This window comes from Mucilaginibacter ginsenosidivorax (assembly GCF_007971525.1).
GTDB lineage: Bacteria > Bacteroidota > Bacteroidia > Sphingobacteriales > Sphingobacteriaceae > Mucilaginibacter > Mucilaginibacter ginsenosidivorax.
The window spans coordinates 5,079,480-5,097,759 of record NZ_CP042437.1 but is presented as its reverse complement, the minus strand read 5'-3'; the positions used below and the strand labels follow the sequence as shown (position 1 = coordinate 5,097,759).

Below are 18,280 nucleotides of genomic sequence, written 5' to 3'. Positions count from 1 at the left end.
CTGTTTGGTTTAAACTAAAATGGTGTAAAATGCGCCGGACAATAATTAATTGGGCAGCTTGCCAAAAACCAAAAAGAGAGGTTTTTCGGCCTCTCTTTTTGGTTTTATTACAATTTAATTAAAAATTAAGCTTGTGGTTAGTGCCCTTTTTCGGGTTTGTAATTTTTTTCCATTTCTGCAAGCTTCTCTTTTCCGTAAGCAAATTTGGTAATCAGGTAGTATAAAACCGGCACAATAAATATAGCCAGCGATGTAGCGGTTAGCATGCCGCCAAATACCGTCCAACCGATGGTTTTCCTGGCTTCGGCACCGGCACCGGAAGCTATCATCAGTGGCACAACGCCCAATATAAAGGCCATTGATGTCATGATGATTGGCCTTAACCTTAGCCTTACAGCCTCAAGAGTTGCTTTTTCAAGGTTCATCCCCTTATCTACCCGCTCTTTGGCAAACTCCACAATCAAAATGGCGTTTTTGGCGGCCAGCCCTATCAAGGTTATCAAACCAATCTGGGCGTAAACGTTGTTGGTAAGATCGGGCCAGAAACTTAGGAAAAGGATAGCCCCAAACGCGCCTAATGGTACCGATAGCAATACCGAGAATGGAACCGACCAACTTTCATACAAAGCAGCAAGGAACAGGAATACAAACCCGATTGACAGCGCAAATATGTAAACCGTTTTTGATCCGGATAGTAATTCCTCGCGGCTTAAGCCCGAAAACTCGTACCCAAAACCCTGGGGTAATGATTTGGCCGCAACTTCTTTTAAGGCAGTTATAGCATCACCACTACTGTAACCCGGTTTGGTACTACCATTTATCTCGGCCGAACGGAATAGGTTATAATGCGCAATTAACGGCGAATTTTCAATAACCTTATAAGATGTAAGGGTACTTAAGGGTACCATAGTACCAAACTGGTTACGCACAAAGTACTGGCCAATATTACTTACATTGCTCCTAAATGCGGTATCGGCCTGCGCAAGCACCCTGAAGTTTCGCCCGTAAATGGTAAAATCGTTTATGTAGGTACTGCCCAGGTACGTTTGCAGGGCACTGTTAACATCGGCTATTGATACTCCAAGTTTCTTGGCCTTTTCTCTATCGATAGTTAGTTGATAAGCAGGTGTACTTGCCGTAAAAAAGGTAAAGGCCCTGGCAATTTCCGGCCGTTTGTTAACTTCACCAACAAAGGTTTTCAGTGTTTTTTCAAACACTTTGATATCTCCCCCGGCTTGTTTTTCTTCCAGGATAAATGAAAAACCACCGGTGCTGCCCAAACCTGGTATAGCAGGCGGTTGAATAACAATTACGTTGGCTTCTTTAAACCGGGCCAGTTTTTTGGTTAGCTTACCAACAAGGGCCGTAATTTGCTGCGATTTATCTTTACGCTCGTCCCAGGGTTTAAGCTGCACAAACATGGTTGCACTGTTGGCCTTACTGGCAAAACTAATGGCGTTTAAGCCTCCCAAAGCAGCGTAATGTGCAATTTCAGGCACGCTGTCAAGTGTTTTCATCATCTGGTGCAGTACATCAACGGTACGTACGGTTGATGAAGCTTCGGGCAGGTCATAAGTAATGTAAACACGACCGTCATCCTCCAGCGGAATAAAGCCCGATGGTTTATTATGAAAGAGCAAAACCGCGCCAACAATGATACATGCCAGTATAATAATAACAAATTTGGAGTTTTTTATACCCTTATCAACCGTATTGCGGTACCTGCCTGTTACGCGGGTAAACCATTCATTAAATACAAAGAAGAACTTATTAAGCCCTTTTGATTTATTATCTATTTTATGCGGACGAAGCAGCAGAGTACATAAAGCCGGTGTTAACGAAAGCGCCACAAAAGCCGAGATCAGTACCGATATAGCTATCGTGATGGCAAATTGCTGGTAAAGCCGCCCTACAATGCCGGGTACAAAGCCCACCGGCACAAATACCGCCGCAAGGATTAACGCTATGGCAATTACCGGTGCCGATATATCGGCCATGGCGTGTTTGGTAGCTTCAACCGGCGTCATCCCCTCCTCGTCCATATAATGCTGCACAGCCTCAACCACCACAATGGCATCATCAACCACAATACCAATAGCCAGTACAAAACCAAACAAGGTTAAGGTGTTGATAGTAAAATGCAGGGGTATAAAGAAAATGAACGTACCTATAATAGATACCGGTATAGCCAAAACAGGAATTAATGTTGAGCGCCAGTTTTGAAGGAATAAAAATACGACCACAATAACCAACCCTAAAGCAATAAGCAAGGTATCAACCACTTCGCTTACCGATACCTTTACTACGGTAACCGCCTCAAACGGCACCACATAGTCAATATCGGCAGGAAAGCTTTTCTTAAGCTCGTTCATGGTGGCATAAACGTTCTCGGCAGTTTCCAGCGAGTTGCTGTTTGGCGCCTGGTAAACCAGCAGGTACGATGCCCTTTTACCATCAACAAACGAATTACCCGAGTAGTTAAACTTGCCCAGTTCAATACGTGCTACATCTTTTAAATGTACAATGGCGCCGGTACTGGGTACAGTTTTAATGATTACATTCCCAAATTCTTCGGGTTTGCTTAAACGGCCTTTAACCAGCACCGAGTATTCAAAGGTTTGTGCTTTTTGTTGCGGCGTAGCACCAACGGTACCGGGGGCAACCTGGGCATTTTGTTCGGCCAGGGCAGTGGTAACATCAGCGGCTGTCATCCCAAGGGCTGCAAGCTTATCGGGGTTGAGCCAGATACGCATACTAAAATCATCTGCGCGGCTTACCACGTCGCCGACACCTTTGGTACGCAATATGGCATCCTTTATAAAAACGTTGGTATAGTTATCTGTAAAAGTAACATCATGGCTTCCCTTTGGCGAAAACATAGCCACCAGCATTAATATACTGGGATTACGTTTACGCACCACAAGGCCAAGGCGCTGTACCTCCTGCGGCAAAGTAGGCGTGGCAATGCCTACACGATTTTGCACGTCAAGCGCGGCAATATTAATATCGGTACCTACATCAAAGTTTACAGTCATGCTCATCTGGCCGTTGCTACTGCTATTACTTTGCAGGTAGGTCATGCCGGGCACACCATTTACCTGCACCTCTACAGGGGTTGCCACGGTTTGCTCAACCGTAAGCGCGTCGGCACCGGTATAAGTACCGGTAACAGAAACCGTGGGCGGGGTTATATCAGGATATTGCCCGATAGGCAGGCTGCTCATTGACAGTAAACCTACAATAACAATCACCAATGAGATCACTATCGCGGTAACCGGTCGTTTTATAAAAGTATCTGCAATCATTCTTTTTATTATTAAGTTTTGCAGGGATTTATCCTGCCAATCGCTTAAATGTTTCCTTATCTATTCATACTATTTTTTGGGAGCCGCGCCAGCTGGAGGGCCACCTGCGCCAAGGGTAATCCGGCCACCATCGCGCAAACGCTGGAAACCATCTGTTACCACTTTATCCCCGGCTTTAATACCATCCATTACAACAATACTGGTATTTACACGTGGGCCAAGCTTTACTTTTATTTGTTTGGCAATAGTATCGCGCCTGTCTTTTACTGTTTTATCAGGGCCGGTGTCTTTTACCGTAGTATCCCTGGTTACAAAAACAAAAAACTCGCCCATTTGCTCGGTAACCGCTTTATTAGGTATTTGCACCCGCTTGCCCGACTGGCTGTTGAGCACCTGCAAAACACAGCTCATACCATCCTTCAGCACATCATCTTCGTTCGGGAACTGGATTCTTACTTTTATACTTCCGGTACCACTGCTTACTCCCCTGTCAATAGCTAAAACTTTACCTGTTTTATTATAAGTTGTGCCATCGGGCAGCTGCAATTTAAATGTGGTATCGCTGCTTGATTTTTGCAGGCCATAAAAGCGGTTAATATCCTGCTCGTTAATTACCACATCAACACCAATTGGGTGCTCGGCAGATATGGTGTTCATCAGCGTGGTACCAACGGCAACCTGTGCTCCTAACCTTACCTGCGATATGCCTATACGGCCTGTAAATGGTGCACGTATGGTAGCGTACGAAAGGTCGGTAGCTGCCGATGCAAGGCCTGCTTTGGCCACCGCAACCGAACTTTTATTGGTTTCATAAGCGGCGACGGCCTGGTCTACAGTCTGGCGTGCAATAGCATCGTTTTTCAACAACATGTTATAACGGTCAACATCTTTTTGTGCTTTGGTAAGGTTGGCCTGCGCGCTCAAAACATTGGCAGCAGCCTGCTGGTAAGCTGCTTCGTATTTGCGCTTATCAATTTCATAAAGCACTTTACCTTTTTCAACAATATCGCCTTCTTTAAAAAATATACCGGTTACAAATCCTGGTACCTGGCTTCGTAGCTCAACCGTATTAATGGATATTACCGTTCCCTGGTAACTATCATAATAGGTAGCGTTACCAACGGTGGCATCGGCAATTAAAACCGGGGTTGGCGGTGGGGCGGCCGCGCCTTTTTTATCCTGTTTGCCACATGATGCCCATACCAATAATGCTGCAGGGGCCAACCAATATATATATCTGTTCTTCATTATAGTGATTTGTTCGTTTGAGTGTCTTTCTAAAAAAAATATCCTGAGTGTTAATCTTATTTATTGCAGGGGCAATGTACCCAATGCTTTTTGCAGGTCAATTTTACTGGCCAGCAGTTGGAACAGCGCGTTATAATAATTCAGTTCGGCCGTCCGCAGGTCCGATTGTGCCACAATAACATCAAGGTAAGTTTTAACACCTTCGCGGTATTGCAGGCTTACTATTTTATATACATCCTTGGCAAGGTCAACATTTTCGCGCACCAGTTTATAGCTGGTAAAATTACTTTTGTAACCCGCAAGCGCTTGTACATACTCGGTATTAAGGCTGTTTTTGGTATTTACAATGTCAAGGTCGGTACGTTCAACCTGTAAACGCGCCTTGCTTAAATTTTGAAGTCGCTTACCACCCTGAAAAATGGGCAGGTTTAATGTCAGGCCTACATAACCTGTAGGGTAGGCATTACTATACAGCGGGCTAAAATTGTGGTTAAAGTAGGCATAATTATAACTACCCACTGCCGATAACGAAGGCAGGAAGCCATAATGGTAATAATCAACATTTAAAATCTTTAGCGCTTTGCTGGCTTGCAGCAGCCGGTACTCAATACGGTTATTTACATCAAGCACCTGGTTGGTATCAATAGCAACCTCCTGCTCATAGCGCGATGAATCATAAGCCAGCGTGAGTGTATTAGGCCCCGCAACACCCATAATTTGTTTTAAATAAGCAGTTTTACTCTTGATAGATTCCTCGGTTGATTTACGGGTGGCTATCGAATTATTGAGGGCGATGGTTGCCTGCTTAAAATCGGTTTTATCAGATACGCCTGCCTGGTACCGGTTGGTGGCATCCTTTAAACTCCGTTGCAGCCTGGTAATATCCTCATTAGTAATATCCAGCTGCTTTTGCGATAACAACACATCAAAAAAAGCTTTGCTTACATCCGTTACCACGTTTATCTGGCTGCTTATCGTATTATCCTTATAGTATTCCCGCGAATATTTTGAAGCCTTTGAAGCCAGTAACACATCATTATTGTAAATTACCTGCGATGCTGTAACACCCAGGGTTGACAGGTTACGGATACTACCCGCGTTTGACGGAATGTTGGCTCCTGACGAACCAGCCTGCGGCTGTCCTTTAAAATAGTAGTTATAAAGGCCCGATGAATTTACCTGGGGCAGCCATCCCGATAAGCCGATCCTGATATCACGCTCGTTTATCTGCTCATCAATAGAAGCCTGCCTTACAGCGGGCTGATTGCGCAACGCGTAATCAACAGCCTGCTTTAGCGTAACTGGCCCGGTAATTGTATCGGCACCTGTTTGCGCGAAAGATTGCGAATGTAAAATTAATGTTAAATGAACTATCGTTAAGAGGGATAAGTACTTTAGTTTTTTCATACAGAGGAAATAGATGTCAATGGTCGCCGACCTAAACTACAAATGCAGCAGCACTTAGTTTTAGCTAAATTATAAAGGGAATGTGCGAATATGTGGTTAATATTAGCAAATTAGCATCAACCACAAAAATTTTACGTAAACTTTATAAAAATGCTACAAAAAACGTGTTTTGGCCGTTTTTACAAAAAAATGAAAATAAGGGATAGCAAATAAATAAAAATTTTAATTAATTTGCCATGTGGTTTAATACGGCTTTGTCAGAACTTACACGTTTGGGAAGGCTTATTTAAAAAAAATTACATTTACCGTATAAGTTATACACTTATTCATGGTATTTTTACGCAAAATTAAAGCAGAGTTAATACATGGTTAAAAAACTACATGGGAAGATCGCCGAGTTCCAGGTTGCAAATATGCTCCGGGAGAAGGGATTGTATCCTTATTTCAGGCCTATTGAGTCTGCTCAGGACACTGAAGTATTAATTGACAACAAAAGGGTATTAATGTTTGGATCTAACTCATACTTAGGCCTTACCAACCACCCTAAAATTAAAGAAGCTTCAAAAAAAGCGATTGATAAATATGGCACAGGCTGTGCCGGATCGCGTTTCTTAAATGGTACACTGGATATTCATATTGAGTTAGAAAACAGGCTTGCCAATTTAGTTGGCAAAGAAGCCGCCGTTTTATTTAGCACAGGCTACCAGGTAAACCTTGGCGTACTATCCTGCATTACCGGACGCAATGATTACATTATTTTAGACGAATACGATCATGCCTGCATCATTGACGGTAGCCGCCTTTCGTTTTCAAAAGTGTTAAAATACGCTCACAATGACATGAACGACCTGCAGCGCAAACTGGCATTATTGCCCGAAGAAGCTGTAAAGGTTATTGCCGTTGATGGTATTTTCAGCATGGAAGGTGATATTGTTAAGTTACCTGAAATAGTTCAGCTTGCCGACCAATATGGTGCAAACATCATGGTTGATGATGCACATAGCCTTGGGGTTATCGGTCATAATGGAGCAGGTACTGCATCGCACTTTGGCCTTACCAAAGATGTTGATCTTATTATGGGTACCTTTAGTAAGTCATTAGCTTCGTTAGGTGGTTTCATAGCTGCCGATAAGGACACTGTTGACTTTATTAAACACCGCGGCCGTTCATTAATGTTCAGCGCGAGTATGACACCAGGATCTGTTGGCAGCGTAATTGCAGCATTGGATATCATGGAATCAGAACCTGAAAGGATTCAGAAACTTTGGGATAACACCAATTATGCCATGAAACTGTTGCTTGACGAAGGCTTTGACCTCGGCCCAACCGAAAGTCCGATATTGCCTATCTACGTACGCGATAACGAGAAAACTTTCCTGGTAACAAAACAGCTGCAAGCGGCCGGTATATTTGTTAACCCTGTTGTTTCGCCGGCTGTACCTTCAGATTCATCGTTATTACGTTTCTCATTAATGGCTACCCATACATTTGAGCAAATTGAAGAAGCCGTTGAAAAGCTGGCTAAAGTATTTAAGGATGTAGGCGTTACTTCTGTTAAAGAAAAAATATAATCATATATAAAGTGTCCGTGTGTATAACTGGCTGCTGTTTTATTAAAAGCAAGCCTGTACACACGGACTTTTACGTTCATATAGCCTCAGGGCAACCAATTAGTGCAAACCACTCATGATAAAAATTGTAACAGTTAGTTCTAAAAAGGAACTGGCTTCATTTATTGATTTTCCGCATGATTTGTATGAGGGCGACCCAAACTATGTTCCCGAACTGTTTATAGCCCAGCGCGACCTGCTAACTATTCACCCTTTTCATAAGCATAACAAAGTACAGCCATTTTTAGCTTATGATGGCGATAAAATTGTAGGCCGTATTGCCGCCATATTGAATAACGCCCACAACCAATACAATCATAAAAACGATGGTTTTTTTGGCTTTTTTGATTGCATAGATAGCACCGAGGTTTCAAACCTGCTGTTTGATGTAGTTACCGGCTGGCTTAAAAACAAAGGTATAACCGGCCAGCTTTTAGGCCCGGTAAACTTTAGCACCAATGAGCCTTGCGGGTTACTAATTAAAGGCTTTGATAGCCCGGCGTTTTTAATGAACACCTACAATAAGCCTTATTACGCCAGCCTTATTGAAAGTTATGGCTTTGGTAAAGATGTTGACCTGATAGCATGGCATTGGGACGGGCAGGAATATGATGATAAATCGGTAAGGTTATTAAACTCTTTAGAGGAGCGTTTAAAACGGAGCAATATCATTATCCGTAAAGTAAATTTAAAAAAATTCAAAGAAGAAGCAGCCAAGCTTCGCGAAGTGTATAACTCGGCCTGGGATAGCAATACCGGCTTTGTGCCCTTAACCGATGAGGAATTTGATTACCTGGCCAAAGATCTTAAACTTATCCTCGATCCTGATTTTGCCTTGGTTGCCGAACAAAATGGCAAAATAGTAGCCTTTGGCCTGGCCCTGCCAAACTATAACGAAATTTTTCAGAAAATAAAACGTGGCCGTTTGTTGCCAACCGGCATTTTTAAACTGCTGTTTGGTAAAAAAAACATACAAAGCATCCGCATTTATGCGTTAGGGGTAATAGATGGTTACCGCAAAATGGGTATTGAAGCCTGTTTATACGGCACTATTATAAGGGAATACAAAGCCAAGGGCTTTAAACATGCCGAGGCCGGCTGGACTTTAGAGCATAACGACATGGTAAACCGGGCTATAGAAGCCATCAAAGGCGATCCGTATAAAACATACAGGTTGTACCAAAAAGCAATATGAGGGAAAAGGTTTTAATAACCGGGGCAAGCGGTTTTGCGGGGTTTCATATTATTGAAGAGGCATTACACAACAACTTTGAAGTGTATGCTGCTGTTCGCAAAAGCAGTAAAACAGAGCACCTTAAAAATCTCGATATCAAATTTGTTAACCTCAATTACCGCGACCTTACAGCGCTGAAACAACAGCTTGCCGATATTAAGCCCGATTATATCATCCACGCGGCCGGTGTTACGGCAGCCAAATCACAGGCCACCTATAACTATGTTAATGCAACCCATACATTCAACCTGGCTTCTGCCGCGATAGAGGCGGGCATTAACCTAAAAAAGTTTGTGCTCATCAGCAGCCTTGCAGCGCTTGGGCCGCTTAAAACATTATCGGGCACAATCAACGAAACTATCAACCCCAACCCGGTTACAGCCTATGGCCGCAGCAAGCTATTGGCCGAAGAACAGTTAAGGACGGTTGAAAATTTAAACTATACTATATTGCGGCCAACGGCCATTTATGGCCCAAGGGATACAGGGATATTTATATTTTTTAAGCAGCTTACCCGCGGCCTTGAGCCGTATATGGGCAAGGCCAATCAAAAACTAACCTTTATATATGTAAAGGATGTAGCCAAAGCTTCTATAAAATCGTTGTACGACGGAAACAATACAGATTATAATTTAAGCGACGGAAATTTTTACAGCAAATATGAGTTGGCTAACTTAGCCAAGGAAGCATTAAGTTTAAAAACCTTTAAATTTCATTTACCTGTAATATTTGTAAAAATAATAGCTTTTGTATCAGAAAAAGTGAGTTCTTTGAGCAATAAAGCCGCCATTATAAATATGGAGAAGCTTGACGAACTCATGGCCGTTAACTGGTCGGTTGATATCGAGAAAGCAAAATCGCAGCTGGGGTTTTATCCGGCCTACAATTTACAAACCGGCTTAATTGAAACCCTAAAGTGGTATAGGGCCAACGACTGGTTGTAACGCCCGGCAAAAAGCATGATTACATATAACATTAAAATTGACTAAAACATAAATCACAGCAATTTACTTAAACGTTTAAGTAAATTGATAATCAATAAGTTAACAATAAAACAACAAAAAGGTAAAACGGCTAAAAATCATCTAAGCAGCCCTTTTCCTCCAACAATTAAACAATAAATAAGTATAATGAAAATCAAAATTTCTCCAGCCGAAGGTAAACTGGGTATCCTTATCCCTGGTTTGGGCGCAGTAGCCACCACGCTGATTGCCGGCGTTGAAGCTGTAAAAAAAGGCATTTCGCAACCAATCGGCTCTCTTACACAAATGGGGCACATCCGTTTAGGCAAACGTACCGAAAACCGTAACCCTAAAATCAATGAATTTGTGCCGCTTGCCCAGCTAAACGATATTGTGTTTGGCGGATGGGATGTTTATGAAGATAATGTTTACCAGGCTGCATCAAACGCCAAGGTATTGGAATCGTCGTTATTGGATGCTGTAAAACCGGCCCTGGAAGCGATAGTGCCGATGAAAGCTGCCTTTGATCAAAACTACGCTAAAAACCTAAGAGGAACCCACGTTAAAACCGGAACACGGTATGAACTGGCACAGCAGGTAATGGAGGATATCCAAAACTTTAAAGAGCAAAACGGTTTAGACCGTGTTGTATTGGTATGGTGCGGATCAACAGAGATATATTACGAAGCATCGGCCATTCACCAGTCGCTTGCAGCTTTTGAACAGGCTTTAAAAGATGACGACAAGCTGATAGCACCAAGCATGATATATGCTTACGCGGCCTTGAAGTTAGGTGTGCCTTTCTCAAACGGTGCCCCTAACCTAACCGTTGATATCCCTGCTTTAATTGAGTTATCAAAATTAACCAAAACACCTATTGCAGGTAAAGATTTTAAAACCGGCCAAACTTTAATGAAAACAGTTCTGGCACCGGGCCTTGCTGCACGTTCATTAGGCGTACACGGATGGTTCTCTACCAATATATTAGGTAACCGCGACGGCTTGGTATTGGATGATCCGGATAATTTTAAAACCAAAGAAGTATCAAAATTAGGCGTTCTGGAAGATATCTTTAAACCAGAAGATAACCAGGAGCTTTATGGTAACATTTACCACAAAATCCGCATCAACTACTACCCTCCCCATGGCGATAACAAAGAAAGCTGGGATAACATTGATATTTTTGGCTGGTTGGGTTACAAAATGCAAATCAAAATTAACTTCCTTTGCCGCGACTCTATCCTTGCCGCCCCTATCGCGCTTGACCTGGCTTTATTTAGCGATATGGCCAAACGCGCAGGCATGAGCGGAATACAGGAATGGTTGTCATTTTATCTTAAATCCCCTCAAACTGCAGAGGGCTTACATCCCGAGAATGATATATTTAAACAATTGATCAAGTTAGAGAACACACTTCGTTATTTAATGGGCGAAGATTTGATAACCCACCTTGGTTTAGATTATTATGACGATATGTTTGCACAGGAAGCATAATAAATTGTAATAAAATAAAAATCAGCCGTATAAAGTCCCATCTTTATGCGGCTGATTTGTTTATAAAGTATCTCTTAAACCTAAGGTTTATTAATTGCTAAGCTGCCAAATATCAATTAAGCTGTTAATAAATGTTAAATACTTATAGCGGCTGTACAGCGGGCTGGCATTTTTTAGTACTCTTGTAACAGAATTTTTTGTTTAAGCCTGTAATTCTACAGGTTATGTGTATGCAAATACTGATTAGTATGCCCTGCTATGTATTATTATCATTATTTAGCTATTAGTATAATTTCAAGGTAATTTATTTCAACGATTTCCGTTGTTGTAAATGCCACAGGCAATATTTGACTTTTTGACCACATTAGTCTGTAGGGATTTTTTTTACCTTTGGAACGCAGTTACAAGCGTGATATAGAAGTTATAAAAGGTGCATTAAACCCGTTTAAAACAGGTTTACCGCCTAAAACAAGCCGAAAAGTGGGATCAGGGAGTATGATTGATCGGCGTGATAATTTAAACCGATAATTAATAATATCGGTAACCAAAAGGTTAGCTAAATAGCGGGGCGGGATTATATTATCAATCAAAAAAAGGTTTGTATTTGCATAATTGCATAAAGTACATGAAGTTTAAAAAAATTTACAAAAGTCTATTCTTTTCAATATTCTTTTTTTCCGTTACATCAATATTTGCCCAAACCACTATTATTACTGGCAAAGTTACTGATGCGGGCAATAAACAAACCCTTCCTTATGTAGTAGTTGGCTTTACCGGAACCACAACCGGAGTTACTACCGATAACAATGGAAATTATCGCCTGTCAACTACCAACCAAACTTACAAGCAAATAAAAATTTCCTTTTTAGGGTATAAAGACGCTTTTTTGGCAGTGGTACCGGGTAAAGAGCAGGTTATTAATGTGAAGCTTTTTCCATCGGCGCAGCAACTGGCCCAGGTTACTATTAAAGCCGGTAAAAAACCCAAATACCGTAATAAAGATAACCCCGCTGTTGAGCTGATACGTAAGGTTATTGAAAACAAAGAAAAAAACCGCCCTGAAGCCTATGATTACGTTGAGTACCGCGAGTATGATAAAATGATGTTTGGGGCAGCCAATGTTTCGGCAAAGTTTTCGGATCGTAAATTTTTCAGGAAATACAAGTTCATCCTTGATAACAGGGATTCAACCACAGTCCCCGGAAAATCCATATTACCTATTTTCCTGAACGAGAAAATATCGCAAAACTACTATCGTAAAAACCCCGAAAAAAACAGGGAAATTGTATTGGGCGAAAAAAATGTAAACTTTGGCCCTGCTGTTGATAATGCAGGCCTGAACCAATATTTTAAACACCTGTATACCAAGGTTAATATTTACGATAACAATGTACTTTTAATAACCAGCCAGTTTTTAAGCCCGATATCAGACAACTCGCCCAACTACTATAAATTTTTCATTACGGATACCATTACCGACGATCATAATAACAAGTTGGTTGAGTTGAGCTTTACCCCAAGAAACACCACAGATGTGTTGTTTGAGGGACGGATTTATATTACCCTTGATGGTAATTATGCCGTTCAAAAGGCCAACCTTATTGTAAATAAGAATATCAATATCAACTTCATCCGGTCGATACAGGTAGATTTAACATTTGAACAAAATCCGGACGGGCGTTACCACATGAGTAAGAGTACCACTACGGCCGACTTTGGTGCATCTAAAAAAGATGCAAAAAGCAGTTTGTTTGGTACACGTACCATTACCCTGGGCAACTATGTAGTAAACAAACCCCGGCCCGATACGGCTTACAATAAACAATCGGAAGAGGCATCTGATGAAGCAAAAAACAGATCGGACGCTTTCTGGCAAAAAAACAGGCTTGATACGCTTACCACTGCCGAATCAAAGGTTTATAAAAACATCGATAGCTTAAAAGATATGCCATCTTATAAGCGTACGGTTGATATTGCTACGCTGTTACTGGCGGGTTACAAAGGCTTTGGCAAATTTGAAATTGGCCCGGCAAACACTTTTTATAGTTTTAACCCTGTAGAAGGTTTCAAACTTAGGTTTGGTGGCCGTACCACACCGGCATTAAGCAAGCGTTACTATTTTGAAACTTACGCGGCTTACGGGTTTAAAGACGAACGCTGGAAATACTTCCTGAGCGCAACTTATTCGCTTAATAATAAATCGATCTATAAATTTCCGCAAAACTATTTGAGGGCCAGCTTTCAGCGTGATACTAAAATCCCGGGCGCTAACCTTCAGTTTGTGCAGGAGGATAACTTCCTGTTATCATTTAAGCGTGGGGTAAATGACAAATACCTGTACAACGATAATTACAGAATTGATTATGTACACGAGTTTGAAAGCCATTTTTCATACAGCGCCGGTTTTAACAACTGGAAACAGGAGCCAGCCGGATCGTTATATTTCAGGCCGATGGATGATCTTACACACCCTGTTCATGATTTAACGTCGACCGAAATAACTGCGGGTTTAAGATACGCGCCAAACGAAGAGTTTTACCAGGGTAAAATTTATCGTACTCCGCTCCCTAATAAGTATCCTATTTACCAGGTACAATTTACCGCTGGTTTGAAAAACGTTTTTGGCGGCGAATACAATTACCAAAAAATTGATGCCCGTATTGATAAACGTGTATACGAATCGCAGTTGGGTTATGCCGATGTAGCTGTATACGGCGGCAAGGTGTTCGGCACAGTACCATATCCGCTGCTATCAATTCCGCGTGCCAACCAAACTTATGCTTATGATATCGATTCCTATAACCTGATGAACTTTTTAGAGTTTGTTTATGATCATTATGAAGGTGTAAGGATTGATCAGCACTTTATGGGTTTCTTCTTTAATAAAGTGCCGTTGTTCAAAAAATTAAAATGGCGCGAAACAGCATCTCTTAAAGTATTATGGGGCGGCTTAAGCGACGGTAATAATCCATCTATACACCCATCATTATACCAGTTACCGGTTGATGATAATGGGGTACCGCTAACTTATTCATTAGGCCGCACTCCTTATGTTGAGGGAAGCGTTGGTATCGAAAACATATTTAAACTAATTCGTGTTGATTTTGTGGAAAGGTTTAACTACCTTAATCATCCGAACGTAGCAAATTGGGGTATACGCACCAGAATTAAATTTGATTTTTAATTTTGTACATCAAACTATTACAAAAATGGAACAAAAAATATCGCTTAGAACAAACCTGCAATTAGGTATTTACCGGGTGATTGATCCCGTTGTAAAAATTCTGATCAAGGTTGGATTAACGCCAAACGCAGTTACATCAATTGGTTTTGTACTGAACGTTGGTGTTGCGGCCATTTTTATTTTAGGTGCCGAAGAAGGTAACCGCGGCGATTTGCGATATGTAGGCTGGGCAGGTGGTTTGATACTGTTTGCCGGCTTGTTTGATATGCTTGACGGCCAGGTAGCCCGCTTAGGCAACATGAAATCAACCTTCGGCGCTTTGTATGATTCTGTTCTTGACCGTTACAGCGAGTTAATTATGTTCCTGGGTATTTGTTATTACCTGGTTGGGCATCACTATTTTATAAGTTCGATAGCAGCGTTTATAGCCCTTATAGGCTCTATGATGGTAAGTTATGTAAGGGCACGTGCCGAAGGCTTGGGTGTTGAGGTAAAAGGCGGTTTAATGCAACGGCCCGAGCGTGTGGTTACTATTGGCGTATGCGCGTTAATAAGCGGTATAGTTGCGCAATATATCGGCGGTAATTATAAATTATTTGTACCGGGTATTAAATTTCACATATTTGAACCGATATCAATATTTACCTTTCCTTTGGTGTTGCTGGCGGTGCTAACCAATATTACCGCGTTTAACCGGTTAAGAGAAGCAAAAAAGGCCTTGATAAAACAAGAGGAAGAAGGTTTATAAGTTCTAAGTCAGTAGTCTTTAGCCACAAGTTCAATTTCAGCACTGGTGATGAAAAATTAAGATTTCTCCAATTTAAGGCTTTGAACTTACAACTTGAGACCCCGGTTAAAATATCGTACCTTCGCTCAGCGGTTGAATTATGCTCCGGGTGTTGTGCCAATGGTAAAATGACAGTTGGTTTTAAGCCGAACAAAGGCAAATTCCGACTTATGGCTTCCAACTAAAGACTGTAGACTTAACACTGTAATAAATTATATCAAAACAAAACATTAAATAACAGGCGAAGAAATCCTTAAAAATTTTAAACCTGATATATTATGGCAAAAAAGAATTATGTATCTAACTCGCAGGAGTCTGTGAGGATGTTTAAAAGCAACTTTTTAGAGAGTTTATCAAAGGTGCATTATACCGTGCCCCTGTATATTTTTGTACCGGTTATCATTTACTCAACCTACCTGGCCTTTAACGCTGGTATCGGTTTTATAAAATACACGGAATTGTTTATCCTGGGCTTATTTATCTGGACAATTACCGAGTATATTATGCACCGCTTTGTTTTTCACCTTAAACCCAACGAAAATTGGGAGTGGGCGAAAAGGCTACATTTTATTATGCACGGCGTACACCACGATTATCCGAGTGATGCCAAACGTTTGGTATTGCCACCATCATTGAGCATTCCGCTGGCTACCGGCTTCTTCTTTTTGTTTAAATGGATACTGCCTGCTGATAATGTTTTTGGCTTTTTTCCGGGCTTTATATTAGGCTACCTGTTTTATGATATATCGCACTATGCTATGCATCATTTTAACTTTAAAAGCGGCCTGTTTAAAAAAATAAAGCAACACCATATGCTGCACCACTACCAGGATCCCGACAGGGGCTACGGAGTGAGTTCACCATTGTGGGACAAAATATTCCGTTCCGGCTTCTTAAAAAAATAAGGTGAATACTACCGCGCATAACAGTGTAACAATTAATACCAAAACGGTACTTATTGTTTCGCTCATCTCGATAGGGTATTTAGTGCTCTCCTACTTTTTAATCGGTTACAAAAGCGATGAGTTAACGCTTGTACTGATATTTAATTCTCTTTTTTACGCTTCGGCGGTTACCCGCAAATTTATCCTCGGCTTCAGCATCTTCATTGTATACTGGATCATATTTGATTACATGAAGGCCTTCCCCAACTACAATTTCAATACCGTACACATAGCCGATATCTATAATTTCGAAAAACGCTTGTTCGGCATCCATTACAAAGGCAGCCTGCTTACCCCAAATGAATACTGGCGGGCAAACGGCAACACTGTTATTGATGTTATGGCAGGTATATTTTACCTGTGCTGGATTCCGGTACCGCTTGCTTTTGCAACTTTTTTGTTTTTTAAAAACAAAAAGCAGTTCCTTAAATTTTCACTCACCTTCGTACTGGTTAATTTATTGGGTTTTGTAGTTTATTACGCTTTCCCGGCGGCCCCGCCCTGGTATGTACAGTACCATGGCCTGCAATTTCATCCGTTAACCCAGGGTAATACCGCAGGACTGGCCAAGTTTGACGAATTTTTTCACGCGGGCGTTTTCAAATCTATTTACGCCAAGGGCTCAAACGTGTTTGCGGCCATGCCGTCATTACATTCATCATACCCGGTTATTGTTTTATATTACGGTATTAAAAACCGGCTTGGTAAGGCAAACTTGTTTTTTGCCGTGGTAATGCTGGGCATCTGGTTTACTGCGGTATATGCCAGCCACCACTATGTGCTTGATGTATTGGCAGGCATCAGTTGCGCGTCTATCGGCATCTTGCTTTTCAATTTTTTGCTAAAGCGATCAAAGGCACTGCAACATTTTATCGCCAGGTACGAACAGACTATTGTTTAGTACATAATAGCTGTAACCGGTAAAAATCCTGTCCAGTTTTGTGTACCAAATAAAATGTGCAAAAAAAAACCGGGCCCTGTTAAAAAAAAACAACACTTAGGTTTAGCCTCAAAAAGGCCATCGCAGCGCAAAAAACAACATTTCACATCTATGTTATTCCTTCAGGCGCATGGCCCGCCTAATCAGGCACATTATTTGATTACGTTTATTAAAATATATTGCTATATTCGGTAACCCCTATATGAAGAAACTGCTTACTTGCCTCATCTTTACGTTATTAGCCGGATCAAAATTATCAGCTTACACTGGTGACCTGGATAGTCTTAAGCAAAAATTACAGCTCACAAGCGATTCTTTAAAAGGCCCCATTTACAACGCTATAGCCGAAGAATACATGCACTATGATACGGTTAGCAACAGGAACTTAAGACACTATTACAAAAACGAAGCGTTAAATTACTCGATGCTGGCGCTACATGTTTACTCAAGCATGAATGATTCTTTAGGTTTACGTACCTGTTACAACAACCTGTCAAAAATTTACCGCTCGCAGCATAATTACAGCCAGGCCAAATGGTTCATATTGCAATCAAACAATATATCCCGTTTAAAACATGATGTTCCTAATATCATTGCATCGTTAATTGAGCTATCGGCTATAAAAAGCGACATTAAGGATTACACACTTGCCATGGGCGATTTAAACGAAGCTTTAAAAATTGCTGTAAAAAACAAGGATTCAAGGAATGAATCGGCAGTGCAGGTAGGTTATGCTGATTTGTACCGGCACATGAAGAATTACGACAAAGCCGCCGTTGCCATAAAACGACATGAATTTTTAGACGATAGCATTCGAAAAGCAGAGGAAACCAAATTGGCAATGATTGCTAAAAAAGACTCCGTTCAGCTTAAAAAGCAAGACTCAATCATCGTCAAAAAAAAAGTATATACCTCCAGCTTCAAACGCGGCTCCAAACTCGCCTCGGCACGGCATACAGTCTCGTTGTAACGCTTATCATTGCGCTTGCAGTTATGGCAATAGCAGTAATGATTTATTACCTGCGACGTAGAAAGCGAAGCCGTTGGCGTATAAGGCTCCGGAAACCCCGGCAATAGTTTATGTTCAGTAATCTAATAAGGACTATTCCAATAATCAATAACACCGCCTCAACTATTTAAAAAATTTCTTAGATACACCATACTA

General features: G+C 41.3%; 12 protein-coding genes. 9 read left to right on the top strand and 3 right to left on the bottom strand.

The window, feature by feature from the left end:
• Nucleotides 1-137 precede the first annotated feature (137 nt).
• The 3 genes from FSB76_RS21475 to FSB76_RS21465 form a co-directional block, all read right to left on the bottom strand.
• Nucleotides 138-3,305, bottom strand: a complete 3,168-nt coding sequence (locus FSB76_RS21475) for an efflux RND transporter permease subunit (RefSeq protein WP_147056974.1) — start codon at nucleotides 3,303-3,305, stop codon at nucleotides 138-140.
• A 69-nt stretch (nucleotides 3,306-3,374) separates the two neighbouring features.
• A complete protein-coding gene (locus FSB76_RS21470; RefSeq protein ID WP_147056972.1) occupies nucleotides 3,375-4,553 on the bottom strand; it encodes an efflux RND transporter periplasmic adaptor subunit in 1,179 nt (392 codons plus the stop codon).
• Nucleotides 4,554-4,613: 60 nt separating this feature from the next.
• Nucleotides 4,614-5,960, bottom strand: a complete 1,347-nt coding sequence (locus tag FSB76_RS21465) for a TolC family protein (RefSeq protein ID WP_147056970.1) — start codon at nucleotides 5,958-5,960, stop codon at nucleotides 4,614-4,616.
• A 365-nt stretch (nucleotides 5,961-6,325) separates the two neighbouring features.
• On the opposite strand from FSB76_RS21465, the gene spt reads away from it, so the two are divergent.
• The 9 genes from spt to FSB76_RS21420 all read left to right on the top strand — a co-directional run bounded on the left by spt (nucleotide 6,326) and on the right by FSB76_RS21420 (nucleotide 18,085).
• Entirely contained in the window at nucleotides 6,326-7,531 is a 1,206-nt protein-coding gene (spt, locus tag FSB76_RS21460) for a serine palmitoyltransferase (RefSeq protein ID WP_147056968.1), read from the top strand.
• Nucleotides 7,532-7,646: 115 nt separating this feature from the next.
• On the top strand, nucleotides 7,647-8,765 hold the full coding sequence (locus FSB76_RS21455) for a GNAT family N-acetyltransferase (protein WP_147056966.1): 1,119 nt from the start codon (nucleotides 7,647-7,649) through the stop codon (nucleotides 8,763-8,765).
• Nucleotides 8,762-9,748 (top strand): NAD-dependent epimerase/dehydratase family protein, encoded by a 987-nt coding sequence (locus FSB76_RS21450; RefSeq protein WP_147056964.1) that lies wholly within the window; start codon nucleotides 8,762-8,764, stop codon nucleotides 9,746-9,748. Before FSB76_RS21455 ends, FSB76_RS21450 begins: the two co-directional genes overlap by 4 nt.
• Before the next feature lie 186 nt (nucleotides 9,749-9,934).
• The gene (locus FSB76_RS21445) at nucleotides 9,935-11,260 is read left to right on the top strand and encodes an inositol-3-phosphate synthase (protein ID WP_147056962.1); all 1,326 of its coding nucleotides are present in this window, start codon (nucleotides 9,935-9,937) and stop codon (nucleotides 11,258-11,260) included.
• A 625-nt stretch (nucleotides 11,261-11,885) separates the two neighbouring features.
• Nucleotides 11,886-14,444, top strand: a complete 2,559-nt coding sequence (locus FSB76_RS21440) for a DUF5686 family protein (protein ID WP_147056960.1) — start codon at nucleotides 11,886-11,888, stop codon at nucleotides 14,442-14,444.
• A gap of 25 nt (nucleotides 14,445-14,469) precedes the next feature.
• Nucleotides 14,470-15,192, top strand: a complete 723-nt coding sequence (locus FSB76_RS21435; protein WP_147056958.1) for a CDP-alcohol phosphatidyltransferase family protein — start codon at nucleotides 14,470-14,472, stop codon at nucleotides 15,190-15,192.
• 317 nt (nucleotides 15,193-15,509) lie between these two features.
• Nucleotides 15,510-16,136 carry a sterol desaturase family protein gene (locus FSB76_RS21430; RefSeq protein ID WP_147056956.1) on the top strand — a complete coding sequence of 209 codons (627 nt, stop codon included), beginning with the start codon at nucleotides 15,510-15,512 and terminating at the stop codon, nucleotides 16,134-16,136.
• 1 nt (nucleotide 16,137) lies between these two features.
• A complete protein-coding gene (locus tag FSB76_RS21425; RefSeq protein WP_147056954.1) occupies nucleotides 16,138-17,076 on the top strand; it encodes a phosphatase PAP2 family protein in 939 nt (312 codons plus the stop codon).
• Between the two features lie 241 nt (nucleotides 17,077-17,317).
• Nucleotides 17,318-18,085, top strand: a complete 768-nt coding sequence (locus tag FSB76_RS21420; RefSeq protein ID WP_147056952.1) for a hypothetical protein — start codon at nucleotides 17,318-17,320, stop codon at nucleotides 18,083-18,085.
• The last annotated feature ends 195 nt before the right edge of the window (nucleotides 18,086-18,280 follow it).